This window comes from Marinomonas arctica, assembly GCF_003259225.1.
GTDB classification, from domain to species: Bacteria; Pseudomonadota; Gammaproteobacteria; order Pseudomonadales; family Marinomonadaceae; genus Marinomonas; species Marinomonas arctica.
Genome location: NZ_QHJF01000027.1, coordinates 1 through 25,356 on the forward strand (window position 1 = coordinate 1; position 25,356 = coordinate 25,356).

The 25,356-nt window shown below is 43.4% G+C and carries 22 protein-coding genes and 1 tRNA gene; 18 read left to right on the top strand and 5 right to left on the bottom strand.

Features of this window, described 5'->3' with window-relative positions; genetic code table 11:
- Positions 1 to 68 precede the first annotated feature (68 nt).
- From DK187_RS15140 to DK187_RS15170, 7 genes are all read left to right on the top strand, one after another.
- Positions 69 to 144: transfer RNA gene (locus tag DK187_RS15140), tRNA-Glu, on the top strand.
- A 48-nt stretch (positions 145 to 192) separates the two neighbouring features.
- Entirely contained in the window at positions 193 to 1,020 is an 828-nt protein-coding gene (gene pabC / locus DK187_RS15145) for an aminodeoxychorismate lyase (RefSeq protein WP_111608176.1), read from the top strand.
- Entirely contained in the window at positions 1,007 to 2,164 is a 1,158-nt protein-coding gene (mltG, locus tag DK187_RS15150; RefSeq protein WP_111608177.1) for an endolytic transglycosylase MltG, read from the top strand. Before pabC ends, mltG begins: the two co-directional genes overlap by 14 nt.
- 12 nt (positions 2,165 to 2,176) lie before the next feature.
- Positions 2,177 to 2,815 (top strand): dTMP kinase, encoded by a 639-nt coding sequence (tmk, locus tag DK187_RS15155; RefSeq protein WP_111608178.1) that lies wholly within the window; start codon positions 2,177 to 2,179, stop codon positions 2,813 to 2,815.
- A complete protein-coding gene (holB, locus tag DK187_RS15160; protein ID WP_111608179.1) occupies positions 2,816 to 3,754 on the top strand; it encodes a DNA polymerase III subunit delta' in 939 nt (312 codons plus the stop codon).
- 7 nt (positions 3,755 to 3,761) lie between these two features.
- Positions 3,762 to 4,574 (top strand): TatD family hydrolase, encoded by an 813-nt coding sequence (locus DK187_RS15165; protein ID WP_111608180.1) that lies wholly within the window; start codon positions 3,762 to 3,764, stop codon positions 4,572 to 4,574.
- Between the two features lie 188 nt (positions 4,575 to 4,762).
- Positions 4,763 to 7,240, top strand: a complete 2,478-nt coding sequence (locus DK187_RS15170; protein ID WP_111608181.1) for a Lon protease family protein — start codon at positions 4,763 to 4,765, stop codon at positions 7,238 to 7,240.
- A 16-nt stretch (positions 7,241 to 7,256) separates the two neighbouring features.
- Here DK187_RS15170 and DK187_RS15175 read toward each other — a convergent pair whose 3' ends face one another.
- Entirely contained in the window at positions 7,257 to 7,559 is a 303-nt protein-coding gene (locus tag DK187_RS15175; RefSeq protein WP_223232371.1) for a hypothetical protein, read from the bottom strand.
- A gap of 137 nt (positions 7,560 to 7,696) precedes the next feature.
- On the opposite strand from DK187_RS15175, the gene DK187_RS15180 reads away from it, so the two are divergent.
- From DK187_RS15180 to DK187_RS15230, 11 genes are all read left to right on the top strand, one after another.
- Entirely contained in the window at positions 7,697 to 8,128 is a 432-nt protein-coding gene (locus DK187_RS15180; protein WP_111608182.1) for a cytochrome b562, read from the top strand.
- Positions 8,129 to 8,189: 61 nt separating this feature from the next.
- A complete protein-coding gene (locus tag DK187_RS15185; protein WP_111608183.1) occupies positions 8,190 to 8,543 on the top strand; it encodes a hypothetical protein in 354 nt (117 codons plus the stop codon).
- Positions 8,544 to 8,658: 115 nt separating this feature from the next.
- On the top strand, positions 8,659 to 9,720 hold the full coding sequence (locus DK187_RS15190) for an AraC family transcriptional regulator (protein ID WP_111608184.1): 1,062 nt from the start codon (positions 8,659 to 8,661) through the stop codon (positions 9,718 to 9,720).
- Positions 9,721 to 9,868: 148 nt separating this feature from the next.
- On the top strand, positions 9,869 to 11,638 hold the full coding sequence (locus tag DK187_RS15195; protein WP_111608185.1) for an acyl-CoA dehydrogenase family protein: 1,770 nt from the start codon (positions 9,869 to 9,871) through the stop codon (positions 11,636 to 11,638).
- A 98-nt stretch (positions 11,639 to 11,736) separates the two neighbouring features.
- Positions 11,737 to 13,386: an electron transfer flavoprotein-ubiquinone oxidoreductase gene (locus DK187_RS15200; protein ID WP_111608186.1), complete on the top strand. Its 1,650-nt coding sequence runs from the start codon at positions 11,737 to 11,739 to the stop codon at positions 13,384 to 13,386.
- Positions 13,387 to 13,547: 161 nt separating this feature from the next.
- On the top strand, positions 13,548 to 13,997 hold the full coding sequence (locus tag DK187_RS15205; protein ID WP_111608187.1) for a YaiI/YqxD family protein: 450 nt from the start codon (positions 13,548 to 13,550) through the stop codon (positions 13,995 to 13,997).
- 86 nt (positions 13,998 to 14,083) lie between these two features.
- Positions 14,084 to 15,373, top strand: coding sequence for an NAD(P)/FAD-dependent oxidoreductase (locus DK187_RS15210; protein ID WP_111608188.1), 1,290 nt, complete (start codon positions 14,084 to 14,086; stop codon positions 15,371 to 15,373).
- A 146-nt stretch (positions 15,374 to 15,519) separates the two neighbouring features.
- Complete coding sequence (locus tag DK187_RS15215) at positions 15,520 to 15,942, top strand: MerR family transcriptional regulator (RefSeq protein ID WP_111608189.1); 423 nt, start codon at positions 15,520 to 15,522, stop codon at positions 15,940 to 15,942.
- Positions 15,943 to 15,951: 9 nt separating this feature from the next.
- Positions 15,952 to 18,531 carry a heavy metal translocating P-type ATPase gene (locus DK187_RS15220; protein WP_111608190.1) on the top strand — a complete coding sequence of 860 codons (2,580 nt, stop codon included), beginning with the start codon at positions 15,952 to 15,954 and terminating at the stop codon, positions 18,529 to 18,531.
- A gap of 234 nt (positions 18,532 to 18,765) precedes the next feature.
- On the top strand, positions 18,766 to 19,920 hold the full coding sequence (locus tag DK187_RS15225) for an MFS transporter (RefSeq protein ID WP_111608191.1): 1,155 nt from the start codon (positions 18,766 to 18,768) through the stop codon (positions 19,918 to 19,920).
- 330 nt (positions 19,921 to 20,250) lie between these two features.
- On the top strand, positions 20,251 to 21,741 hold the full coding sequence (locus DK187_RS15230) for a SulP family inorganic anion transporter (RefSeq protein ID WP_111608192.1): 1,491 nt from the start codon (positions 20,251 to 20,253) through the stop codon (positions 21,739 to 21,741).
- A 219-nt stretch (positions 21,742 to 21,960) separates the two neighbouring features.
- Here the strand turns inward: DK187_RS15230 and yjjG are convergent, their stop codons facing one another.
- The 4 genes from yjjG to prmB form a co-directional block, all read right to left on the bottom strand.
- Complete coding sequence (gene yjjG, locus DK187_RS15235) at positions 21,961 to 22,638, bottom strand: pyrimidine 5'-nucleotidase (RefSeq protein ID WP_111608193.1); 678 nt, start codon at positions 22,636 to 22,638, stop codon at positions 21,961 to 21,963.
- A gap of 24 nt (positions 22,639 to 22,662) precedes the next feature.
- On the bottom strand, positions 22,663 to 23,241 hold the full coding sequence (gene yjjX / locus DK187_RS15240) for an inosine/xanthosine triphosphatase (protein WP_111608194.1): 579 nt from the start codon (positions 23,239 to 23,241) through the stop codon (positions 22,663 to 22,665).
- A 97-nt stretch (positions 23,242 to 23,338) separates the two neighbouring features.
- The gene (gene aroC / locus DK187_RS15245; protein WP_111608195.1) at positions 23,339 to 24,436 is read right to left on the bottom strand and encodes a chorismate synthase; all 1,098 of its coding nucleotides are present in this window, start codon (positions 24,434 to 24,436) and stop codon (positions 23,339 to 23,341) included.
- A 3-nt stretch (positions 24,437 to 24,439) separates the two neighbouring features.
- Positions 24,440 to 25,354 (bottom strand): 50S ribosomal protein L3 N(5)-glutamine methyltransferase, encoded by a 915-nt coding sequence (gene prmB, locus DK187_RS15250; protein WP_111608196.1) that lies wholly within the window; start codon positions 25,352 to 25,354, stop codon positions 24,440 to 24,442.
- Between the last annotated feature and the right edge of the window lie 2 nt (positions 25,355 to 25,356).

Below are 25,356 nucleotides of genomic sequence, written 5' to 3' on the forward strand. Positions count from 1 at the left end.
AAGGTTGGGGTCGCGAGTTCGAGCCTCGTTTCCCGCTCCACTTTCTTTTAAGAAGAAAGTTTTTGTATGTCCCATTCGTCTAGAGGCCTAGGACACCGCCCTTTCACGGCGGTAACAGGGGTTCGAACCCCCTATGGGACGCCATCCTTTTTTGCGCTATCATAGCTAACCTTCATTTTTGAGTTTTTAGCAATGACTTGGTTTGTCAACTACAGATTAGACAATTATATTTCCGTTGCTGATCGTGGTTTGGCTTATGGTGATGGCGTATTTGAAACAATTCGTGTTTTTCCTCAGCACTTTTTACACATCGAAGATCATCTTTCTCGCTTGTATCGTGGGCTTTCCAAGCTTGCTATGCCGTTAACGTTAGAGCAGAAGCACAATCTGTATGCGTTTTTGTATTCGGATGTTTTGCCCTTAATTCATGAAGAGTCTGTGGTGAAAATTATTGTGAGTCGAGGTGAGGGTGGAAGAGGTTATTTAGCCCCAAAGCAATGCATTCACTCCATCATTATTGGTATTCTTCCTGCACCGAATTACCAACCTCAACGTGATAAAGGCATCTCGCTTTCTGTTTCCCCCGTACCTATTAGCTCTAATCGTTATCTTGCTGGAATAAAGCACTTAAACAGGCTTGAAAATGTGGTTGCTAAGCAATTTTTGACATTAGATGATTTTGAATCGATCATGATGAATGATAAGCGGCAATTGGTTGAATGTATTCAAAGTAATCTTTTTTGGTGTAAGCAAGGCGTTTTGTACACCCCTTCACTGGCGCTATCGGGAGTGCAAGGTACTTATCGTAAAGCCATTATAACGAATCAATTTAACTACACGATTCAAATTGGCCACTTTGTGCTTGGAGATCTAATGTCTGCAGATGAAGTCTTTATTACGAATAGTCTGATGGGTATAGTGCCTGTTATCCGCGTTTTAGGAGAATCTTTTCCGATTGGTGTTCATACTCGTAAGTTACAAATTTTAATGCAAGCTAAGGATATGCATGGCGTTCAATAAATGGTTCAAGCGTGCTAAACGATCACATCGAGTGAAAAAAACCTATCGCTCTAGAAAAACCTATCGCTCTAGAAAGTCTTATCGCGCTAAAAAATCTTATCTTGCAAGATGGTTTTATCGTAATAAATGGTTCTATCGCGTTGTTTTTTTAAGTATTGCTGTCATCGCGATGACGGTAGGTCATCTTTACAAATCAATCACGTCAACTATTCCATTAGATTCTGTTGAAACGTTTGAGGTAAGTAAAGGCGATACCGCATACAGTTTGGGCGTTAAGTTGAGCGAAAAAGGTTGGGTTGAGTACCCTTTTTTGACGCGTATTGTGGCAAGGTTGAATCCTGAATGGGTTCCCAAGGTTGGTAAATATGCGATAGAACCGACTATGAATTTATTGGATGTCATGGCTCTGTTTGATTCTGGCCAATCTATCTTTTACTCCATAACGTTATTGGAGGGTAAAACAACGCAAGACTTCCTTTCTGCTATGGCGGCGCGCGGCAATATAACGATGACACTAACCGGTATGTCGAATGAAGAAATTGCTAAGACACTAGGGCTTGCATTTCCACATTCTGAAGGTCAGTTTTTTGCTAACACGTATCGTTATCATGAAGGCGATACTGACGCCAGCATCCTTAAGCATGCGAATGATCTTTTGGTGCAAACGTTAGCGGATTTATGGGAGAGTAAAGTCGCTGATTTGCCATATAAATCGCCTTATGAGGCGTTGGTGATGGCATCAATTATTGAAAAGGAAACAGGGGTCCCAGAGGAGCGTCCACTGATTGCCCGTGTTTTTATAAGTCGATTAGAAAAGGGAATGCGTTTACAAACGGACCCTACGGTCATTTATGGTCTTGGTGATCTATTCAAAGGCAACTTAACTCGCAAAGGTTTACAACATTCCTCCCCTTATAATACCTACAGGGTTTATGGATTGCCGCCGACTCCGATTGCGAACGTGGGTCGTGAAGCCATTGCTGCAGCCCTTAATCCTGGTAAAACCGATGCGTTGTATTTTGTTGCAAAGGGGGATGGTACCCATGCTTTTTCTAAAACCCTAAGTGAACATAATAAAGCGGTAAGAGAGTTTCAATTCAAGCGTCGAGAGGACTACCGTTCGACTCCAGTAATTGCGAAATAGAGGAGTGTTTGTATGAGAGGTAAATTTATTTCGCTTGAGGGTGGGGAAGGCAGCGGTAAAACAACGGCAATGCATTTTATCCGTGAGTGGCTAGAAGCACATAATGTTCCTTATATCATGACTCGCGAACCCGGTGGAACGCCATTGGCAGAAGATATTAGACAATTAATTCTAAGTCCTCGAGATGAGAAGGTAAATGACACCACTGAGCTGTTGTTGGTTTTTGCTGCTCGAGCTCAACACTTGGCCGAAAAAATACAGCCAGCTTTAGAAAAAGGCGTCTGGGTTATCAGTGATCGGTTCTTAGATTCCAGCTATGTTTATCAAGGTAAAGCCCGTGGTGGCGACATGGCGATGTTAGATCTTTTAGCTAACTGGGTGGTGGGCGACAATAAACCGGATGCGACCTTATTATTAGATGTGCCTGTAGACTTGGGCCAGGCGCGTGTTATACAGCGTCAACATCAAGATCGCTTGGATAAAGAGTCACAGGTCTTCCATCAAAAAGTCCGAGATGGCTTTCTTGAGCGTGCTAGTATGGATCCAAAACGAATAAAAATTATTGATGCCAGCTTGTCTTTACCCTTGGTACAACAACAAATAGAGGATCAACTATTGCGGTTAAGTGAAGCTTGGTCTGGTGCCGTCTAGATGTCAAATATTGCACATTGGTTAATGCCTTGCTTGCAGCAAGTTCAAGTTTTAAAAAAGACCAATAGCTTGTCTCATGCTTTATTAATAATGGGAGCTGATGGTGTAGGTCAAGAAGAACTTGCCCGAGAGATGGTCAAAGACTTGATGTGTGAGATCGATCAAGCCGCGGCATGTGGGCAGTGTCATTCTTGTCAGTTAATGCGTGCGGATACCCATCCTGATTTTCGTGTGTTGGATGGAGAGATTGGCAGTATTAAAGTAGACCAAGTACGTTTGCTGGTGCGACAAATAAGTCAAAAGCCTCAAGTAGGGCAAAATAAGGTTGTGCTCATTACTCACGCGCAAGCAATGAATATTAATGCCGCGAACGCCGTTTTGAAAGCGTTAGAGGAGCCAGCAGCACGAACGTATTTTGTGCTAACCAGTTCACAATCTACCAGTCTTTTACCAACAATTCGCAGTCGTTGTTTGTTGGTGAATGTCCCAACGCCAAACATTTATGAAGTAAAGCAATGGCTTCTACAGCAGCCAGATGGAGAGACGCTCAGCTCTCTTTTTTGGTTAACGACCCAGCCATTTCGTTTATTATCAATTCAACAGCAAGGCAAACTGTCGTTGTATGCCAATTTGCCAAATCAATTGTCCGCTCTGTTGCAGGGGGCGGCTTCCATCAGTGACGTTTTAAAAGGTTTGGATAGCAATAATATTGAAGATTATTGCAATGGTTTGGCGGCGATACTGCATCAATGCATTTGCCACTCTACAGGTGCTCCGTTAGATGCAGCCTTGCAAGATATTTACATGGCATTAATCACACGTTTGGGCATTCATTCCTTGATGATGCGCTATCAAGCTTTACAAAAACTTAAGTCAGATCTTCAAAAAACCAATTTAAACCCCATAATGCAACTCACACATGAATTGAATCAGTGGTAACCCAACTATGTTAATTGATACCCATTGCCATCTCGATATGCTGGATTTGGCACCTTACGACCACAAGATAAAAGCCGCCATTGATGCGGCGTATCATAAAGGCGTCAGACAATTACTGACCATTAGTGTTGATCTAAATAAAATGGATACTGTGCTCAGCTTTACTAAGCGTGCAGGCATTTATGCCAGTTGTGGTGTTCATCCTCTGCAAAGTGATGGGCTACTTACTGATGATGTTTTATTGCGTCAATATGCTAATGATCCAAAGGTCATTGCTATCGGCGAAACGGGCTTAGACTATTTTTATGAAGCGTCAGAACAGGCACATGATGCTCAAAAAGTCAGTTTCATCCATCACCTTCAAACGGCCGGTGAATTAGGACTGCCAGTCATAGTGCATACTCGTAATGCCAAACAAGACACTTTGTCGTTGATTCGACAATACGGTAATTCAGCTACCGCTGGTGTATTGCATTGTTTCACTGAAGACTACGAGATGGCCAAAGCGGCTTTAGATGAAAACTATTTGATTTCTATCTCTGGAATCGTCACTTTCAAAGCGGCTGATGAATTAAAGGAAACGGTCCGTAAGCTTCCTCTAGACGCGTTGATCATTGAAACCGATTCGCCTTATTTGGCTCCCGTACCTTTTCGAGGTAAAAAAAATGAGCCTAAGTATGTGTCAGAAGTCGCTCAATACGTTGCTGACTTGAAAGGCATTCGCTATGAAGCTTTATTAGAAGCCACGGCTGCGAACTTTCATCGTGTGTTCAGTAAAGTAAATCCTCAGCATCAAATACAGCTTGATGAAAATCCATGACATGCTTGTTGATTATCCATTCTGTTTTTTGTTAAGAACCACGATGATATTCATCTTGTGTATAGGCGAAGTGCCGTCAGAGTGTTAGTCTCAACGTATTGTATTCACTTAACATATTTGAAAGAAGAGTCTTATTCTTTCGCAGGCTTCACCTATAAAAAGCTTGTCAAACAAAAGGAAATCCATTGATGTCGAACATGGTTACCTCTCTACCGTATCACGCTCTTTCAGCCAAAGTGCCTACTGACCATCTGAACTTCAAGACGTTAAATGACATTGAGCCGCTTAATGGCATTTTAGGTCAAGAGCGTGCGGTTGAAGCTATTCAGTTTGGCGTGGCAATGCAACGTCCAGGTTACAATATTTTCGCTATGGGCGATTCGGGTACGGGTCGTTCGTCTTATGTGATGAGTTATCTTAGAAGCGAAGCGAAACGTCGCCCAGCACCAAATGAGTGGGCCTATGTTAACAACTTTACAGAAAGCCATCGCCCTAAAGCGATCGAGTTTGCTCCTGGTCAAGCGTCTGAGTTTGAAAAAGAAATTCGGGCTTTAATTGATGGTTTGATGGCGACCTTTCCTGCGGCCTTTGAAAACCCTTCTTATCAGCAACAAAAAAGTGTTATTGACCGTGCCTTTAATGATCAATACGAGGCAGCGATCAACAAAGTAGAGCGTGTCTCGGGCAAAATTGGCGTGGCCATGTTCCGCGATGCGTCTTCTGTGAGTTTTGCCCCTATGAAAGAGGGTAAGGCATTAGAGGAAAATGAATTTGCTTCCTTGACTGATGATGAGCGCGATGCGTTTCAAGAGGGCGTCTCAACACTTGAAGGTCTGTTGAACGAAGAACTATTGGGGTTGCCTCAATGGAAACGTGCGACTTATGAGCTCATTCGTCAGCTTAACCTAGACACGGTAAAAGAAGCGCTAGACCCATTGATGTCTGGTTTGTTCGATAAATATCAAGATAATGCGGATATCAGTGCTTATCTAACCGCACTTAGAGAAGATCTAGACAAAACCATCATTGATCAGATGGCGGATGACAAAGCGTCTGATAATCGTGACGAAGTAGGGCGTCGGCAGTTTTATGAAGAGCTTTATCTGCCGAATATTGCGATTACTCATAAACCAAATGGCGGGCAGCCAGTAGTCTATGAGCCTCATCCGACGTATCGTAATTTGTTTGGGCAAGTGGAGCACAGTAGCGATCAAGGCATGTTAGTTACTAACTATCGCTTGATTCGATCCGGTAGTTTGCATGCCGCCAATGGCGGTTATTTGATTTTGGACGCCGAAAAATTACTGACAGACCATTATCTGTGGGAAGCGCTAAAGCGAGCCTTAAAAAGTAAAACCATCAAAATAGAGCACCCTTACGCAGACATGGGCTTGATGAATACTATGACCTTGTCGCCTCAGAATTTGCCTTTACAGGTAAAAGTTGTGCTGATAGGTGCCCGTGATATTTATTACTTATTACAAGACGCAGACCCTGATTTTCAAGAAATGTTTCGTGTTCTAGTGGACTTTGACGATACGTTAAAACGTTCAAAGGAATCTGAATTATCGTTTGCCCGTCTTATGAAAGATCGCGTAGACAAAGAAGAGTACGCCAACGTAACTCGCGATGGTGTTGCCGCGTTGATTGAATACAGCAGTCGATTGGCTGAACACCAAAGAGAGATGGCGGCAAAAATAGGTGATGTGTTTGAGTTATTGGGTGAAGCGGATTTTGTTCGTCAGATGGCGAAAGACAGTGAAATTACGGCAGATCATATAGCTCGAGCGCTCAAAGCCAAAAAACACCGCACCGGTCGTGTGAGTGAAAAGATCATCGAAGAAATTATTGAAGGGACGGTTTTATTAGAAAGTGATGGTTACGCCGTCGGTAAAATCAACGGCTTAACCGTGATGCAAATTGGCGACAGTAGCTTTGGTGCGCCAGCGCGAATTTCCACCACGGTTTATCCTGGCGGCAAGGGAATTATCGATATAGAGCGAGAGTCAAATCTTGGTCAAAATATTCACTCTAAAGGCGTTTTGATTCTTTCTGGATACCTTGGCAATAAATACGCTCAGCGTTTTCCTCTCGACATTTCCGCTTCAATTGCGATGGAGCAAAGCTATGGATATGTGGATGGAGACAGTGCATCCACGGCAGAACTTTGTTGTCTGCTGTCCGCATTAATTCAAGTGCCATTGCGTCAAGACCTTGCCATCACAGGATCGTTAAACCAATACGGTGAAGTACAAGCTATTGGTGGGGTAAATGAAAAAATTGAAGGTTTCTTTAGTGTTTGTAATGCTCGCGGTTTAACCGGGAAGCAAGGGGTAATTATTCCCAAATCAAATGCCATTAATTTAATGCTAAGTGATGATATCGTTGACGCTGTTAAGGCGGGTCAATTTCATGTTTATGCGATTTCAACCGCTGACGAAGCCTTGCATCTTTTGACGGGAATCGAAGCGGGTACGGCCAACGAAGAAGGTGACTATCCAGAAGGAACAATCTCAGCCCGAGTGATTCAGCGACTTGAAGAGATCTCTAAACTTGGCGAAGAGGAAGATGAAGACGAAGAGGATGAAGAGGATTCAGAGGAAAGCGCAGGGGATAAACATAAAAAATCCGATAAACCAAAAAAGCCCGAGAAAGTGAAAAAATAATGAATGAATCAAAAGACTAATGTTTGCCATTGGTTCTTTTGATGATCTTAGGCTCGCACTTAGCATTGACTAGCGAATACACGGTGTAATAGAGGTCGTCCGCTTTAACATAAACATAGCTGGCGACCTCTTTGCGTTTGCTGGGTAAGTGCTTTTTCAATACCCGTGCGTTTTTGAATGTTTTGCCGCCTAGGTATTTCTGTGCACTTTTATTGGCTTCTATTTTCGCGTCAAAGTCTGAGCACTCTGCAAATGTTAGGCCGCTTAAAAAAAAGCCCAGCAAAGTGAGTAATGTGCATTTAATTTTGAAAATATCCAACTCCCATGTGGCCTGCTGTCAATCATAAGCCTGAATAATACGCTAGACTTTCGTTACAATAAAGTTGATGTTTTTTTTTCAGAGAATGCTATTTTAAACAAAGCTTTGTTTACTATTTTGAATCAAAAGGTGTGTTTATGAAAAAAGGTCTTCTTGCTGCCACGATAGTGTCAATATCTTGCTCATCCGCTGTGTTTGCCAATCAAGCCTGTGATGAAACGGTTTTGCACGGTTATATGGGTAATATCAAAGATGAAATGCAGGCTATGTCTTCAGATGTGAAGTCTGGTGATAATGAAGCCGCTGCGCAACGAGTAAACACACTCATAACGTATTTTGAAAAATCTCGTGCGGAAACCCCATTTAAGTTTACATCTGAAAACTTGCAGGGCAATGAGTTGGCTCAACAACAAGAAAAATACACAAAAGTAGTCGATGATACGATTGTGATATTGAAAAACTTAGAAAATGCATTACAAACCGACAATGCTACAGATGTCAGAAAATGGCTGGGTGAAGTGGGCGGTCAAAGAAAAATTGGTCACGGTGCTTTTAAAGCAAATTGCTAGCGCTGCTGGATGACCTAGAGTGAATTCACTGCTACAATGCGCGCGATAAAGAGAGGATATTATGGCTCGTGTTAAAAAATCGCGCAGTATGCGTGGAAAACTTGGTAAAACTGGCTCAAAAGAGATGATGAAAGAGCAAAATAAAGCTCGTAAGGCATCGCCAACTCGTCGTTTTGTGACCAAAAAAGCCAAGGAACGCAAAGAACAAGCGCACAAAAAACTTGAACGTCTAGGCTTACTGCCTGAAAAAGAAGTGGGAGCTGCACCTGTGCGTCCACGTCGCTTTGTGTTCGTAAAGCCTGTTGATGAAAAAGCAGAACAAACGAAAATGCAAGCTCAGTCTAATAACATAGACAATGACAGTGAAGATTTGTCACTAGACGAATTGTTATCTGCTTTTACTGAAGAAAAGTAAGTAAAAAAGCGTAAAATAAAAAAAGGCTGCTGATGCAGCCTTTTTTTATACCAATTTTTTGTTTAGTTTTATAGGCTTGCAACACAATAAAAATCCGTTTTACAAGGTGAGTAATGTGAAAGCTTCTGTGCCAATGTCGAGTGTTCGTTATCTCTTAAAAGCTGTTGAAGAGCAAGGACTAGATCGCCAAGCTGTATTGGCCAGTTTAGACATCACGCAAGATGAAATAGAACAAAGTGATGCTTTTCCTGCCTATCGCTACGGGATGCTATATCAAAAAATTATGTGGCTTATGCAGGATGAGTCCTTTGGCATGCTCAGTGGCGGTAAAGTGCCCAATGGCACATTCAGGATGATGTGTCTTTGTATCATTCATGCTAGAAGCTTAGCGCATGCTTTGTATCGATGCAGTGATTTCTATGAAATTTGTCGGGGGCCAACGGTGAAACCCGTTTTGATCAAAAAAGGCCGCTTTGCCATGGTCACTTTTGCGCCTTTAGACTCGTCGGTTGCTGATATTGATAGTTTGGTTGTCCCTGAGTCAAAGGAGCAACTTAGAACCACATTGTCTATGTGGCATCACTTTATCTGTTGGTTGATTGGTCGTCGCTTGAATTTAAAAGCCGCGTACTTTACCAGTGAGCGTCCTGATGATGTCGAATATTACAAAACCTTATTTCAATCTGAAGTAAAGTTTAATCAACATGCCAATGCCCTAGTGTTCCCTGCCAGTTATCTCGATATGCCGATTGTGCAAACCGAAGACAGTTTAAGAGGCTTTTTGAAAACCGCCCCTTATCAACTTCTGGTGATGGTGGAAAATGACAACAGTCTTAAATCTCAAGTCATGGCCATGTTAGGAAAGGATTTCTCTCGTGAGATGCCCAGTGCGGAAGAAGTCGCCAGTGCACTTAACATGAGTGTGTCTACATTACGCCGACGCCTGAATGATGAAAAAACCTCTTACCAGCATATTAAAGACGATTGTCGAAAAGAGGCTGCCATTACCTATATGAATGCACCTCAACTTAGCATCAATGATATTGCCGCCTTAATGGGCTTTGATGAGCCCAGTGCTTTTTTTCGATCCTTTAAAAAATGGACTGGTATGACCCCGGGAGAATATCGAAAAAGTGAGGAATACTTAAAGTTTGGTAAAGCGATGAAACGCCCGTAATCTGTACGTTCTTGGTTCTCTTTTTAAGAGGCTGAATGTATTTGTTAGAAATAAAGCACTGAATTGTTATTGAGATATTTGCCATCTTTTACCATTCTGATAAGAGCGTTTTCTAGATCCGCTCGGATAAACAATCGGAGAATAAAAAATGAGCGAATACAAATACCCATTTAATGACATTTTATTCAGTTTACAGTCTGTCGCTCAAATAGAGCGTTTGACTCCTTATTTACATGATATGGTTGACGATAGTCTATTAGAAGCCATTCTTGAGGAAGCGGGAAAGTTAGCAGAACAAGTCATTGCACCAATCAATGCCAGTGGTGACAAAGAAGGTTCTAGGGTGGAGTCAGGTGAGGTCATTGAAGCCAAAGGCTTTAAAAAAGCGTTCAAGGCTTATGCTGACGGTGGCTGGATTGGCCTTTCAGGAGACCCTGAATACGGTGGTCAAGGCCTACCGTCGTATATTGCTACCGCGGTTAATGAAGGCGTACAAGCTGCTAATTTAGCCTTTTCACTTTGTCCACTACTCAGCTTGGGCGCGATTGAAGCCATTAGCCAACACGCCAGCGATATACTGAAAAATCGCTATCTGCCTAAAATGCTAGCAGGCGAATGGGCAGGGACCATGAATTTGACCGAGCCCTCTGCTGGCTCTGACCTTGCCGCTATTGCCTGCAAAGCGATTCCTGACGGCGATGTATTCCGTATCAAAGGGCAAAAAATCTTTATCACTTGGGGGGATCATCAGATGAGTGACAACATCATTCATTTGGTATTGGCTCGTTTGCCAGATGCGCCAGAGGGAGTGAAAGGTATTTCTTTGTTTATCGTGCCAAAATTTCTCTTAGATAATCAAGGTGAACCTGCTGAGCGTAATGACGTTCATGTCGTGTCGGTTGAGCACAAGATGGGGATTCATGCATCACCCACTTGCGTGATGAGCTTTGGAGATAAAGAAGGCGCTGTTGGCTATCTTGTTGGCAAAGAAAACGATGGTATTAAAGCCATGTTCACTATGATGAACAATGCAAGACAAGGCGTTGGCTTACAAGGTTTGGCTATTTCTGAACGAGCTTATCAGCAAGCTCTTGCTTATGCGACTGATCGTAAACAAGGCATGAATGCCAGTCGTACTGCTCGGGCAGCGATTATTGAACATCCTGACGTACTGCGTATGTTGATGACCATGAAGTCACAAATTGATGCGATGCGCTCTCTTATTTATGTGGCCGCTGTCGAAAACGATTTGTCGCATTTTGCAACGGGTGAGGTACAAAAACAGGCCGTGATAAGAACCGCTTTGTATACACCTATTGTTAAGGGATGGATCACTGAGCAAGCTCAAGAAATAACATCCTTGGCTATTCAAGTGCATGGTGGAATGGGCTTTATTGAAGAAACTGGCGTGGCCCAACATGCTCGTGATGCCCGAATTTTGCCCATTTATGAAGGTACCAATGGCATTCAAGCTATTGATCTCATTGGCCGCAAACTGCATTCTGATAAGGGCGAAGGGATGATGTCATTGCTCGCTGACATCGAATCCGAATTAACACACTGGCAAGCAACAGACATGGCGCCGTATACGGAAAAAGTAACTGTAATGCTGCAGCAAGCCAAAGCCGCTACCCAATCTTGTTTAGAGGCTATGCAAGAAGATCCTGTTTTGGGAACGGGCTTAGCGTATCCTTACATGATGTTAATGGGCTATCTGATTGGTGCCTGGTTGCAAATGAGAGCTTTGCATGCCGTGCAAGGTAATAATAAGCTTGATGATGTGCAAAAAGCATCATGGCAACATTCGGTAGGCTTTTATTGTGACCATGTATTGCCTCGTGCTTTTGGTTATGCCCATGAAATAAAGTTTGGAAAGACAACTGTTGACAAACTAAACAAAAATGCTTTCAATCGATAAAAAGCATGACACGAATAGACCTTTGTATTGCGTATTGAGCAAGGTCTTTTATAAGAAAGAATGCCTTAAAATAAAAATGTATCCGATAGGGAGGCAATATGACAGATAGAGACGTTATGGAGTTTGATGTTGTGATCGTGGGGGGGGGGCCAGCAGGGCTGTCTGCAGCGTGTCGCATTATGCAAAAAGCCAAAGCCGAAGAAAAAGAGATCAGTGTGTGTTTGGTTGAGAAAGGTTCTGAAATAGGCGCTCATATTCTATCTGGTGCTGTCGTTGATCAAAAAGCCTTAGCTGAATTATTCCCTGATTGGCAAGCTATGGGGGCACCGTTAAACACTAAAGTGAATCAAGATGAGCTTTACTGGTTACATTCAGACAGCGCAGCCAAGCAGCTGAGTCACTGGATGATTCCTAAAACCCTTCATAATGACGGCAATTATATCATTAGCCTTGGTAATCTTTGTCGTTGGCTTGCAGAGCAAGCAGAGGCATTGGGTGTGGAGATTTTTCCTGGCTTTTCGGCGGCTCATCTTGCCTATGATGAAAGTGGTAAAGTCGAAGGTATTATTACTGGTGACATGGGATTGGCTGAAGACGGTTCAGAAAAAGATGGCTTTATGCCTGGTATGCTACTAAAAGCAAAATACACACTTTTAGCGGAAGGCTGCCGAGGTCATTTGGGCAAAGAGCTGATTGCTCGATTTGCCTTGGACGAAGACAAAGCCCCACAGCATTACGGCCTTGGCATTAAAGAGTTATGGGATGTGCCAGAGGCTCAGAGCAAGCCAGGTACGGTTATTCATACAGCGGGCTGGCCGTTAGGAAATGAAGCCGGTGGTGGCGGTTTTTTATATCACTTAGAGAATAATCAAGTGGTTGTGGGTTTGATTGTTGACTTGAATTATAAAAATCCTTACTTGAGCCCCTACGATGAATTTCAAAAATATAAGCATCATCCTATTATTGCGGCACATTTAAAAGGCGCCAAACGTGTGTCTTACGGAGCGCGTGCCATAGCAAAAGGTGGCTGGGCGTCGTTACCAAAAATGAGTTTTCCAGGCGGCCTAATGATTGGTTGCGATGCTGGCACACTAAATCCTGCAAAAATTAAAGGCACGCATACCGCCATGAAGAGCGGTATGGTAGCAGCGGAAAATGTTTTCGATGCATTACAAGCTGAAACACCGGTAGCCGATTTGGTTCAATTCAATGATGCTGTGCGCAATTCGTGGTTAGGAAAAGAATTACAGCAAGCCCGTAACTTTGTTCCTGTAATGCACAAAATGGGCACATTCTGGGGCGGGGCTTACAACTGGCTAGATCAAAACTTTTTTGCTGGCGGTTTGCCTTTTACCTTTAATGATATGACGCCCGATTATGCTTGTCTGGAGCCTGCAGAGAAACATGTTGCGCCAGATTATAAAAAACCAGACGGTTTGTTAAGCTTTGACAAGCTCTCATCGGTGTTTTTATCAAATACCAACCATGAAGAAAATCAACCTTGTCATTTGAAGCTAAAAGATCCGACAATTCCGATTCAAAGCAACCTTCCTAAATATAATGAGCCTGCTCAGCGTTATTGTCCGGCAGGGGTTTATGAAGTCGTAGAGTCAGCTAACGAGACAATTTTTCAAATCAACTCGCAAAATTGTATTCACTGTAAAACCTGCGATATCAAAGATCCAGCACAAAATATAACGTGGGTAACCCCAGAAGGGGCAGGCGGTCCAAATTACCCTAATATGTAATTTTGTAGGCAAGCCCAACTAAGGCTAAGGGCATTTAAGGAAACAGCAATTCAGTTTTTTAAGCAAACGGATCACTTATATGTGCTCCGTTTGTTCTTATTCACTACTGGATTTCACTCTCTGGCTGTTTAATAATGGTGCCCTACAAAAAGGGGAACACTATGCGCCTTTGGGTCGATGCCGACGCCTGTCCAAATGTTATCAAAACCATTCTTTTCCGTGCAGCTGAACGTGTGCAAATTCCTTGTATCCTTGTCGCAAATCAAGCGATTGCAGTCCCACCCTCTAAATGGATTGAACGACGAGTAGTAAGCTCAGGTTTTGATGTCGCCGATAATTATATTGTTGACAATATTGATGCTCAGGATTTGGTTATCACGGCGGATATCCCTCTAGCGTCTGAGGTGATTGAAAAGGGTGCTTTGGCTATTAATCCTCGAGGGGAGCTGTATACCAAAGAAAACATTAAACAACGTTTGGGTATGCGAGATTTTATGGAACAGATGCGTTCTTCAGGTGTTCAAACAGGCGGCCCGGCAACCTTTAGTCAGCAAGACAGGATGGCTTTTGCGAATACACTCGATAAGTTATTGGCGCAAAGGATCAGATAGCACTTTTTCGGAAACAGCATATGTGCAATCTGGAAAGGGCTCACCGAGTGTTTTCCAGATTACTCAAGGTTTATAGGGGATTTTACATGAAAAAAATCGTAGTCGTTGGTGGTGGAGCAGGTGGCCTAGAGCTGATCACCAAGTTGGGCCATACTTTTGGCAAAAAACGCCAAGCCGAAGTCGTCCTGATTGATAGAAGTCAGACCCATATCTGGAAGCCGCTATTGCATGAAGTGGCAACGGGTTCTTTAGACATCAACAACGATGGTGTCAACTACCGAGCTCATGCGGCAAAACATCATTATCAGTTCCAACTAGGAACTTTAATGGCGGTTGATCCTGAAGCGAAAACTTTAACATTAGACTCTCTGTCGGATGACATGGGACACATAGTGTTACCCGAACGTACGATTTCTTATGACATTCTTGTTATGGCTGTGGGCAGTGTCAGTAATGATTTTGGTACGCCTGGTGTGTCCACTCATTGTTATTTTCTCGATTCTCACAAACAAGCAGAACGCTTTCAGCAAGCTTTGCTGAACCAATTCTTACGGGTTCACCAGGAAGGCACCGATGCGAAGCTAAAGCTGGCCATTGTCGGTGGTGGTGCGACGGGCGTGGAATTATCTGCCGAGTTGTTTCATGTGGCCGATATGCTAAAAGCTTATGGTATGCCGGAAATGTCAGGGAAACGTGTCAATATTCAACTGATTGAAGCGGGTCCACGAATTTTACCGGCATTGCCTGATCGTATTGCGGCTTTAGCAACGAAAGAGTTACTTCGTTTAGGCGTCACCGTCAGTAAAAATACCCGGGTTGTTCGTGCTTACGATGGCGGTTTTCAGACGGCGGATGAGACCAATATTGAAGCCGATCTTATGATTTGGGCTGCAGGGGTAAAAGCACCGGATTTTGTTGGTCGAATAGAAGGTTTTGAAACCACCCGAAATAACCAGATTTTGGTCAAGGGAACATTGCAAACGACAGGGTTTGATAATATCTATGTGATTGGCGACTGTTGTGCTTGTAAGCAGGCTGATGGCTCGTTTGTTCCACCACGTGCTCAATCTGCTCATCAAATGGCATCTTTAGTCTTTGACAATATTAAAGCGTCTTTTTTGAGCGAACCACTGAAAGAATACACCTATAAAGATTATGGTTCTTTGGTGAACTTAAGCCGTTACAGTACGGTGGGTAATCTAATGGGCAACCTAATGGGGGGCTCGATGTTTATTGAGGGACGTATTGCACGCTTTGTGTATGTTTCTTTATACCGCCTGCATCTTATTGCGATTCATGGTTGGTTTAAAGCCACGGTGATTATGGCTGCTCAAAAGATTGGCAAGGTGGTCAAACCAAAGCTCAAATTGCATTAAATTACCTACCATGTACTGGATTTAATAAAAACCGAGACGTGATCTCGGTTTTTTTTATTTAATTTTCCGATGCCTTGACCTGTGTGCTACCCATAGGTTCTACACTTTGTTCATTGTTTGGCTAGTTTGTTTTCAAAGGAGTTCATATGCGAGTAAGTGAGCTGGCTCATAAAGCCAATGTTACGGCTGAAACCGTGCGTCATTACACAAGGTTAGGGCTGATCCAAGCTGAACGCGATGCTAATAATGGTTACCAGATCTACGACAAGCTGGCTTTGCAGCGATTAGTTTTTATTCGTCAAGCCAGTGAATTAGGGTTTAGCTTAAAGCAAATAGAAGACATTTTTCAGCAATCAGACAGTGGCGATTCGCCTTGCCCGATGGTGAGAGATTTGCTGCAGAAAAAAGTGCCTGAAACCAAGCTGAAAATAGCCCAATTACAAGCCCATCTGCATAAAATGGAAAAAGCTTTAGAGGCGTGGGAAGACATGCCAGATGGCAACCCCAATGGCCACTCCATTTGTTGTTTGATTGAAGATTGGCAAGAAAAAGCCACGCATAATGAGTAGGTGCTGACGATGAATGCGAAAGATAAAAGAAACAAAGATACTACTATTAAAGCGTTAGAGCTCAGTGTGGCAGGCATGTCATGCCAAGGGTGTGTGTCGAAAGTTCGTAAACAAATTCAGCAGCAAAGCCCGGAGGCTGTTGTTACTGGCACCCCAAAAGAAAACTCACTTGTTGTGACCTCAGACCTGTCTTTGGCTGCAATAGAGGCCATAGTGGCAGAGGCGGGGTATCAATCGTTTGGTTTGCTAGATAAAAATGAGCAAGCTCAATTAGATAACAAGCAACATGCGGAGGCGTTCGAATTAGAACCTGATATTGGTAATGCAGAGCGATCAGGGTTGACGACACATTATCAATTGGCTATTGCAGGTATGACCTGTGCTAGCTGTGTTAATTCGGTACAAAAAGCACTCACACAGGCTGATCAGGTTTTATCTGCAGAAGTAAATTTCGCTAATCATACCGCGCAGGTAGCGACTTTTGGTTCAGTGGAGACACTCATCCAAGCCGTCGCTGATGCGGGTTATCAGGCGAGCCTCGTGGTTGATGCTAGCAAAAGTGAAGTTGACCGTGACCAAAGAGAGTTAGAGGAATATCAGTATAAGCGTCAGTCGGCTGTATTGGGGTTAAGCCTTGGTATACCTTTGATGTTATATGGTGTGCTTGGTGGAAGCATGGTTGTGAGCACGCTCACCGATAGGGCTGTCTGGTTTTGCATTGGGCTTATTACGTTGTGGATTATGGTTCGTGCTGGTAAGCATTATTTCCGTGGTGCGTGGAAAGCCTTTAGTTTACATCAGGCTAATATGGATATGTTAATTGCATTGGGAACCGGATGCGCTTGGCTATATTCCATGCTTGTGGTGATCATGCCAAGTTGGTTGCCAGCGAATACCCATCATTTGTATTTTGAAGCGGCGGTTATGATCATAGGCTTAATTAACCTTGGGCAAGCATTGGAATTACGGGCACGTCGTAAAACCAGTCAAGCTCTTCATCGGTTATTAGATCTTAGACCAAAAATGGCAACTCGAATTGAAAATGGGGTTGAATCACGGGTTCCTGTTGCAGACATTAAGTTAGGTGATATTTTACGAGTACGTTCCGGTGACAGTATTGCGGTGGATGGAGAAGTTGTAGAGGGCTTATCAACGGTAAATGAGTCCATGTTGACAGGAGAAGCCGCGCCCATTGAAAAACAGCTTGGCAGCTTGTTATCCGCTGGAACGATTAATGGTCAAGGCAGCCTGCTCTTCAAGGCAACTCGAATAGGCTCAGACACCTTGCTGGCACAAATTATTACTATGGTGAGTAAAGCACAAGGCTCCAAACCGCCTATTAGTGTGTTGGCTGATAAAGTGTCCTCTGTCTTTGTTCCGAGTGTGATCATCATCGCTATTTTAACGGCATTGGCTTGGTTTAATTTTGCGGAAGAGGCCGTTTTCTCATATATGCTGGTTACCAGTATTTCCGTATTAATTATTGCTTGTCCTTGTGCTCTGGGGTTAGCGACGCCTATATCAACCATGATAGGGATTGGAAAGGCCGCAGAATATGGCGGTTTGATTCGTAATGGCGATGCGCTACAGCGAGCAAGTGAGTTGACGGTGGTGGTACTGGATAAGACGGGGACCATTACAGAAGGCAAGCCTAAAGTGGTCGACCAGATAATGGCTGAGCGCGCTCAAGAAACATTTGTGGCGGAGTTAGTTACCGTGCTTGAAGCGCGGGCGAATCACCCTTTGGCTGATGCTTTGCTGCAACACTGCCAGTTGACTCGAGAGAGTAACGGCTCAATGGAGCTTGATCATTTTGAATCAATGATTGGTTTGGGAGTGAAAGGCCATGTTAAGGGAAGGGCGTATTATCTCGGTAATGAGCGTCTCATGAAAGAAAAGGGGATTCACCTTGAGCTGGACGAAGTGAACAGCCAATATAAGGGATGCACTCGTGTTTATCTTGCAGATGATACCTCTTTATTATCGATTTTCTATATTGAAGACCCAGTTAAGAGAGGCATGAAAGATGCCATCACTAGCTTTAAAGAACAAGGGTTAAAAGTCATTATGTTGACAGGAGACAACCCTGAAACGGCGGCGTCGGTCGCAGAAGCTGTCGGTATCGAAGACTATCATGCGCAGTTGATGCCGGATGATAAGCTAAACTGGGTTAAGACACTTCAAGCTCAGGGCGAAGTGGTTGGTATGATTGGTGACGGTATTAACGATGCTCCAGCTTTGGCTCAAGCGGATGTCGGTTTTGCTATGGGGGCTGGTACCGATGTTGCTATGGAAAGCGCAGACATCACGTTAATACACAGCGATTTAAAAAGTGTCGCTAACGTGATTCAAATCAGCAGGGCGACATTAAGAAATATCAAACAGAATTTGTGGGGCGCATTTGCCTACAACACTTTAGGTATTCCAATTGCCGCTGGGATTTTGTTTCCTTTGACAGGCTGGTTGTTAAGCCCTGTCATCGCTGGAGCGGCCATGTCTTTATCATCGGTTACCGTGGTGACCAATGCCAATCGACTCAGACTGTTCCGTGTATCATCGTCTACAGATAAAATGGAGGATAAAATATGAGCGCACTCATTAATTTTGTTGGCGTTTTACTTATTGTGTTTGTTGTTTACTGGTTTTGGTGGCCGAAAAAGCGCAGTAAGTGACGGGACTCCATTCTCCCTATGACCGATGAGCTAGGCAATTAGCAGGGAAATTTGCCCACGTTTACGGTAAAATGCGATTTCTTTGAATAAGCCAAGAAAGTCTCTTGGCTTATTTTTCTTGGTTATAAATCAGAATGATCGGAGTCGTTATATGCTTGCTGCATATCAGTGGGGCATTTTTGCCATTGCATTGGGTACGTTTGGAATAGGTACCACAGAATTTATGCCCATGGGGTTACTTCCAGTGATAGCAGAGGGTGTAAATGCCTCTATTCCAGCGGCTGGTTTGCTGATTAGTGCCTATGCTGTCGGGGTTATGGTTGGCGCGCCGTTAATCACCTTATATCTAACTAAATACAGCCATAAAACCTCTTTGCTGGCCTTAATGGCGGTTTTTGTGGTGGGCAATCTTCTCTCTGCGATGTCGGTGAATTACGAAACCTTTTTAGTATCTCGTATCATTACCAGTTTGTCCCATGGTGCTTTTTTTGGCATCGGAGCCGTGGTGGCAATGAATTTAGCGCCATACCATAAAAAAGGCTCGGCCGTGGCGTCTATTTTTTTGGGACTCACCATTGCGAATATTATAGGCGTACCAATTACTACGTGGTTAGGGCAAACCTTCGATTGGCGTCTTTCCTTTGCCGTCACTGCAGTACTAGGTGTCGTGGCGATTTTGGGTATTAGTCGTAGTTTGCCAGCCATGGCGCCAGCGAAAAAACCCGATGTCAAAACCGAACTTAAAGCCATCATGCAGCCTGCAGCCTTGCGAGCTTTTGCAACGACAGTGATGTGTGCTGGTTCCATGTTCACGCTTTACACCTATATAACCCCAGTGATGCAAACATTAGCTCAGGCTACCGATAACACCATTGCGACTATGCTGATGTTGGTGGGTATTGGCTTTACTTTAGGTAATTATGTTAGCGGTAAAATAACGGATAAATCACCAGATTTAGCCTTGTTTGTGTTCCTTGCTTTGCAAGTGTTGGTATTGCTGATGTTTCGTTTTACCGCCACCACAACAATGGGTGCCGGTCTAACTGTTTTACTATGGGGAACGGTCATTTTTGGAAGTGGACCACCATTACAAATGCAAGTGATGAAAATCGCTGATCAGGCTCCAGGATTGGCTTCGTCTATTAATATAGGCGCATTTAATCTTGGTAATGCTTTAGGCGCGGCTCTAGGTGGGTTGGTCATTAGTATTGGTTTCGGCTTTGATTGGATCCCGGGAGCTGCTGCCATATTGTCTTTTTTAGCGCTGATTATGGTGTTTATTAACCGCTATAAATCAAAACTTTAACTTATAGGTTAGTGTCTTTAGTCGTCAGCTCAACAGCGTTTGAGTTGACTACTGTCAGTTTTTTGTTAAGATGAATTTTTTTAAAAGCCCCAAAAGGGAAAATATTTTGCGTCTTACGCCACCCTAAGTTCTCTCATCTTGTCGTCACATCTCTGTGAGACGATCCCCTGAATACTATCATTGTCTGTTCGACGATGGTGTGTAGGCATTTTTATGCCAAATCTAAATGTAGTTTTTATTTCTTAATGTAATTTAACGGTTTCTAACTGGAAGATACTAGCGCTTCGCAGAGGTATGCGGCTGTGTTGGTGTGCTGATAAAAGGTAACTTATGCTCGAAAAAATGAAAATGGAATGGTTCTCCAATATTCGTGGAGATGTATTGGCTGGTATTGTGGTGGCATTGGCTTTAATCCCAGAAGCCATCGCGTTCTCTATTATTGCTGGCGTTGATCCAAAAGTGGGCTTGTATGCCTCTTTTTGTATCGCCGTCGTTATTGCCTTCGTTGGTGGTCGTCCAGGTATGATTTCGGCCGCGACTGGCGCCATGGCTTTGCTTATGGTGACTTTGGTAAAAGAGCATGGCTTGGAATATTTGTTAGCGGCCACCTTGCTAACGGGTGTGATTCAAATTATTGCTGGCTACATAAAGTTAGGCAGTTTGATGCGGTTTGTCTCGCGGTCTGTGGTGACAGGATTTGTCAATGCTTTGGCGATACTGATTTTTATGGCGCAGTTACCAGAGCTCACCAATGTAACATGGCACGTTTACGCTATGACAGCTGCAGGTTTAGGCATTATTTATCTTTTTCCTTATCTGCCTGTGATTGGTAAAACCTTGCCTTCACCTTTGGTATGTATCGTGGTATTGACGGCTTTCGCTATGATAGTGGGAATAGATATTCGTACCGTTGGTGATATGGGCGAACTGCCTGATACCTTGCCGATCTTTTTGTGGCCTGACGTGCCTTTAAACCTAGACACTCTATTAATAATCTTACCTTATTCTATCGGTTTAGCGGTGGTTGGCTTATTGGAATCCATGATGACAGCGGCCATTGTTGATGACCTTACTGATACAAAGAGCGATCGTAATCGTGAATGTAAGGGGCAAGGTATTGCTAATATAGGATCTGGCTTACTCGGTGGTATGGCGGGTTGTGCCATGATAGGTCAATCGATTATCAACGTAAAATCGGGTGGTAGAGGGCGCTTGTCCACCTTTATTGCAGGGACACTTCTTTTAATTATGGTGGTGTTTTTGGGTGAGTGGATAAAACAAATCCCCATGGCCGCATTGGTTGCGGTGATGATCATGGTGTCAATTGGTACTTTCTCTTGGAGCTCCATTACCAATCTTAAAAAACACCCGTTATCCACCAATATTGTTATGGTGACAACGGTTGTTATTGTGGTGTGGACTCATAATCTTGCATTGGGTGTATTCGTCGGAGTCTTGTTGGCTACCTTGTTCTTTGCCAATAAAATTGGCCGTTTCATGATAGTGAAAGCAGAACAAAGTGGTGATCAATCTGTGCGTACATACCGCGTAATTGGTCAGGTGTTTTTTGCATCCTCAGAAGCCTTTGTTGAATCCTTTGATTTTAAAGAAGCAGTCGATAAAGTGGTGATTGATTTAACCAATGCGCATTTTTGGGATATTACGTCCGTTTCCTCGTTAGACAAGGTGGTGATTAAATTCCGCCGTGAAGGTGCTGACGTCGAACTCGTGGGTATGAATGCAGCCACTGAAACGGTGGTGGATAAATTTGCTGTTCACAACGATCCGAAAGAAATCGAAAAAATAATGGGTGGGCACTAATTTTTAATATATTGAAATAAAAGGCGTTGGTTGGTACTTAGGTTAAAAAATGAGATTAAACCTGAGTGCCAACCATGATTGTTTGTGTGTTGAACATTAGGAAGACTTAGTCGCATTAAAAGCTATCTATTTACTCTCACTATTTCCGATAAATGTTATTATCGGAAATAGTGAATAAGCCTGTTATTGCAGTGCTATGGCCTAATTTTAAGCTTTTATTTATTCTTTAAATCGTTCCAGTAATTCAGTCAGTGAATTGACTTGGTATGTGGGTCGAATCTCTTCTGTGTGTGTTTTGTTGTGGCGATTGAGCCAGCATGTATCGAAGCCAAAGTTGTTGCCACCAAGAATGTCCGATTCTAACGTGTCGCCGACCATCAATACCTGATTTTTATCTGGGGATCCCATTTGCTCTAACGCGTATTGAAAAATACTTGGATGTGGCTTGGCAACACCAACGAGCTCGGAAATCACAACGGGTGAAAAATACGGTAAAAATCCTGTACGCTCTAAACGCACTGTCTGCAATTGAGCAAAACCATTGGTAATGATGCCCATATTTACTTTGTTTGCATGCAAATGTGTCACAAGTTCAACAGCGCCTGGTATGGTTTTGCAGATATCCGCCATGGCATCTAAAAACTGCTTATTCAGCTCTTTTGTGCTGATGGATAATCGTTCGCTCCACAGTGCAAAACGGCGTGTTTGTAACTGTTCGGCACTAATTTGGCCGTTTTGATAGTCTACCCAGAGCTGTTTATTAACGACTTGATACTCATCAAAGTCGCTTTGCTCAAAATGTATACTATGTTGAGCAAACATGTGTTTTAGGCCGGCAAAGTTGTCGAAATGGAAAAGTGTTTCATCCGCGTCAAATAGGATCCATTGATATTTCATTGTTTAACTGCACATTTTGAAAGTTTAAAGGTAATGTTGTGGGTGTAATGCTGGCGCTAATGCCAGTATTAAAGCCTGTGTATAGATGCTTTCCCGTGTGGCGGCATGATTCGTTAATAACCCTATCGCACCGCCTTTTTGTCGAATGTTGTTGGTATTAAATAATGCGTCCATGACTAACCCAAGCTCTTCACCAGCTAATAGGTGCGCGTACACTTTCGGAGGTAAAGGCAAATTTGCAGAGCGGCCCGTCATTAAATCCCCGTCACTATTTACAATCGCGACATACGCAAACGTTGCTGCGCCCTCCTCGAATTCATCAACCCCCCCTTCCATAGCGACACAAAAATCCATACTTTGACTGCCCTGATCAGCTAAGTCATTCTGTTCAAAACAGTAACGTGCTCGGTTTTGTGCACCAAGACGAGTGTCTGCTTCTGTCATTGGCTGATCGGCAACACCAGATGGCGCATGCATCTCTTTACAATGAATGATGTGATTGGGAAACGTTTGTGAAAAGGCTTGTTTCGCAGCATTCACTTTGACGGGATTAGTGGATCCGACACAAATTCTGATGACAGTGGAGTCTGCTTTCATGGTCATATAGGCAATCTCGTTGATGGCTTTAGATGAATAAAAAAGCCGCTATTATCATCTAGAATGATCAATAGCGGCTTGTTAAAGCACTAATGTATGTGCGTTAAGCTTGCCCTTTAATGATGGGCGTTGGGCAAACAACATCGGCATTTTGCGCTCGGTGTCTGAGCAAGTGATCCATGATGGTTAACGCTAGCATTGCTTCGGCAATGGGCGTTGCGCGAATACCAACACAAGGATCATGACGGCCTTTGGTAATGACTTCTATAGGATTGCCGGCACGGTCAATGCTTTTACCAGGAATGGTGATGCTTGATGTTGGTTTTAATGCCATGTGAACCACAATATCCTGTCCAGATGAAATGCCACCCAGTACACCACCTGCGTGATTACTCAGAAACCCTTCTGGTGTCATTTCGTCGCGATGTTGGCTGCCTTTTTGTTCGACAACATCAAAACCATCACCAATTTCAACGCCTTTTACAGCGTTAATACTCATAATGGCTTTGGCAATGTCTGCATCGAGACGGTCAAATACTGGCTCGCCTAAACCTGGCATTACGTTCTTTGCAATAACGGTGATCTTCGCGCCCACTGAATCGCCTTCACGACGTAACGCTGTCATGTATTCTTCAAGTTGTGGAATCGCATCTGGATCTGGGCTGAAAAAGCTGTTGTCGTAGACTTGGCTTAGGTCTTTGACTTCCAATTTTATTGGACCAAGTTGCGACAAGAAACCTTGGATTTCGATACCAAATTGTTGCTTTAAATATTTCTTAGCAATGGCGCCTGCGGCAACACGCATCGCCGTCTCACGAGCAGACGAACGACCGCCACCACGATAATCGCGGAAGCCGTATTTTTGATCGTATGTGTAATCTGCGTGGGCTGGACGGAAAGTGTCTGCGATGTTGCCATAATCTTTCGAGCGCTGATCGGTGTTTTCGATCATTAAACCAATGGGGGTTCCTGTGGTTTTACCTTCAAAAACACCCGATAGAATCTTAACTTCATCAGCTTCGCGACGTTGAGTGGTGTATTTTGAGGTGCCAGGTTTACGCAGGTCCAAATCACGCTGTAAATCCGCTTCGCAAATTTCAAGGCCCGGAGGACAACCATCAATAATGGCACCAAGCGCAAGACCATGACTTTCACCAAAGGTGGTGACTTTAAAAAGTGTTCCAAATGTATTACCAGACATAATTTATTTCTGCTCTTGTAATAGTTCACTAAGTTGTTCTTTCGTTAGGATAAAAACGCCGTTGCCACCCTGCTCTAATTCTACCCACATAAATGGAATGTTAGGGTAAGCGGCTTGTAAAGCGACCTCGGTGTTTCCTACTTCGTATACTAATATACCGTCATCTTGCAGATAATGCGCGACTTGGGCTAAAAATTCGTGGGTGAAATTAAGTCCATCTTCACCGGATGTTAAGGCTAATTCTGGTTCATTATGAAATTCTGCCGGGGCATTCTGGAAATCATCCGCATCAACATAAGGAGGATTACAAATAATCAGGTCGTATTGCTTGCCCGTTAGGCTTTTAAACATATCAGAATGAATAGCATGAACTCGGTCTTCCACTTGGTGGCGAGCGATGTTTTCATTAGCGACCAACAATGCCGCTTCACTGATATCGGAAATATCGACGTTGGCGTCTTCAAAAACCAACGCCGCCGCAATCCCCAAACACCCTGAACCTGTGCACATATCTAATATGTGAAATGGATAATTTTTCAGCCAAGGCGTAAATTCACTTTCCAATAAAGACAGGATTGGTGAACGTGGAATTAATGTGTCTTTGGTGACTTTAAATGGCAGCCCCATAAACCAAGCTTCGCCTAACAAGTATGGTAGCGGTTCACGTTTGGTAATGCGCGTTTGTACTAATTTAAGAATATGCTTCTTTTCATTATAGGTCAGTGCGCAATCTAACATATCGCGATCAAAGTCGAGCGGAAGCTTTAATGCCCCCATGACAAGGTGAACGGCTTCGTCCCAGGGGTTATCTGTGCCGTGACCGTAAAACAAGTCCGACCTTTGAAAACGGCTAAAAGTCCAGCGAATGAAGTCTTTGATGGTGGTTAAATCACGAATAGCGGATTGTTTGTTGCTCATCT

Excerpts from the sequence above, each read along its gene's own strand:
- pabC (WP_111608176.1), top strand. The coding sequence starts at position 193 with ATGACTTGGTTTGTCAACTACAGATTAGACAATTATATTTCCGTTGCT.
- mltG (WP_111608177.1), top strand. The coding sequence starts at position 1,007 with ATGGCGTTCAATAAATGGTTCAAGCGTGCTAAACGATCACATCGAGTG.
- tmk (WP_111608178.1), top strand. The coding sequence starts at position 2,177 with ATGAGAGGTAAATTTATTTCGCTTGAGGGTGGGGAAGGCAGCGGTAAA.
- holB (WP_111608179.1), top strand. The coding sequence starts at position 2,816 with ATGTCAAATATTGCACATTGGTTAATGCCTTGCTTGCAGCAAGTTCAA.
- DK187_RS15165 (WP_111608180.1), top strand. The coding sequence starts at position 3,762 with ATGTTAATTGATACCCATTGCCATCTCGATATGCTGGATTTGGCACCT.
- DK187_RS15170 (WP_111608181.1), top strand. The coding sequence starts at position 4,763 with ATGTCGAACATGGTTACCTCTCTACCGTATCACGCTCTTTCAGCCAAA.
- DK187_RS15180 (WP_111608182.1), top strand. The coding sequence starts at position 7,697 with ATGAAAAAAGGTCTTCTTGCTGCCACGATAGTGTCAATATCTTGCTCA.
- DK187_RS15185 (WP_111608183.1), top strand. The coding sequence starts at position 8,190 with ATGGCTCGTGTTAAAAAATCGCGCAGTATGCGTGGAAAACTTGGTAAA.
- DK187_RS15195 (WP_111608185.1), top strand. The coding sequence starts at position 9,869 with ATGAGCGAATACAAATACCCATTTAATGACATTTTATTCAGTTTACAG.
- DK187_RS15200 (WP_111608186.1), top strand. The coding sequence starts at position 11,737 with ATGACAGATAGAGACGTTATGGAGTTTGATGTTGTGATCGTGGGGGGG.
- DK187_RS15205 (WP_111608187.1), top strand. The coding sequence starts at position 13,548 with ATGCGCCTTTGGGTCGATGCCGACGCCTGTCCAAATGTTATCAAAACC.
- DK187_RS15210 (WP_111608188.1), top strand. The coding sequence starts at position 14,084 with ATGAAAAAAATCGTAGTCGTTGGTGGTGGAGCAGGTGGCCTAGAGCTG.
- DK187_RS15215 (WP_111608189.1), top strand. The coding sequence starts at position 15,520 with ATGCGAGTAAGTGAGCTGGCTCATAAAGCCAATGTTACGGCTGAAACC.
- DK187_RS15220 (WP_111608190.1), top strand. The coding sequence starts at position 15,952 with ATGAATGCGAAAGATAAAAGAAACAAAGATACTACTATTAAAGCGTTA.
- DK187_RS15225 (WP_111608191.1), top strand. The coding sequence starts at position 18,766 with ATGCTTGCTGCATATCAGTGGGGCATTTTTGCCATTGCATTGGGTACG.
- DK187_RS15230 (WP_111608192.1), top strand. The coding sequence starts at position 20,251 with ATGCTCGAAAAAATGAAAATGGAATGGTTCTCCAATATTCGTGGAGAT.
- yjjG (WP_111608193.1), bottom strand. The coding sequence starts at position 22,638 with ATGAAATATCAATGGATCCTATTTGACGCGGATGAAACACTTTTCCAT.
- yjjX (WP_111608194.1), bottom strand. The coding sequence starts at position 23,241 with ATGACCATGAAAGCAGACTCCACTGTCATCAGAATTTGTGTCGGATCC.
- aroC (WP_111608195.1), bottom strand. The coding sequence starts at position 24,436 with ATGTCTGGTAATACATTTGGAACACTTTTTAAAGTCACCACCTTTGGT.
- prmB (WP_111608196.1), bottom strand. The coding sequence starts at position 25,354 with ATGAGCAACAAACAATCCGCTATTCGTGATTTAACCACCATCAAAGAC.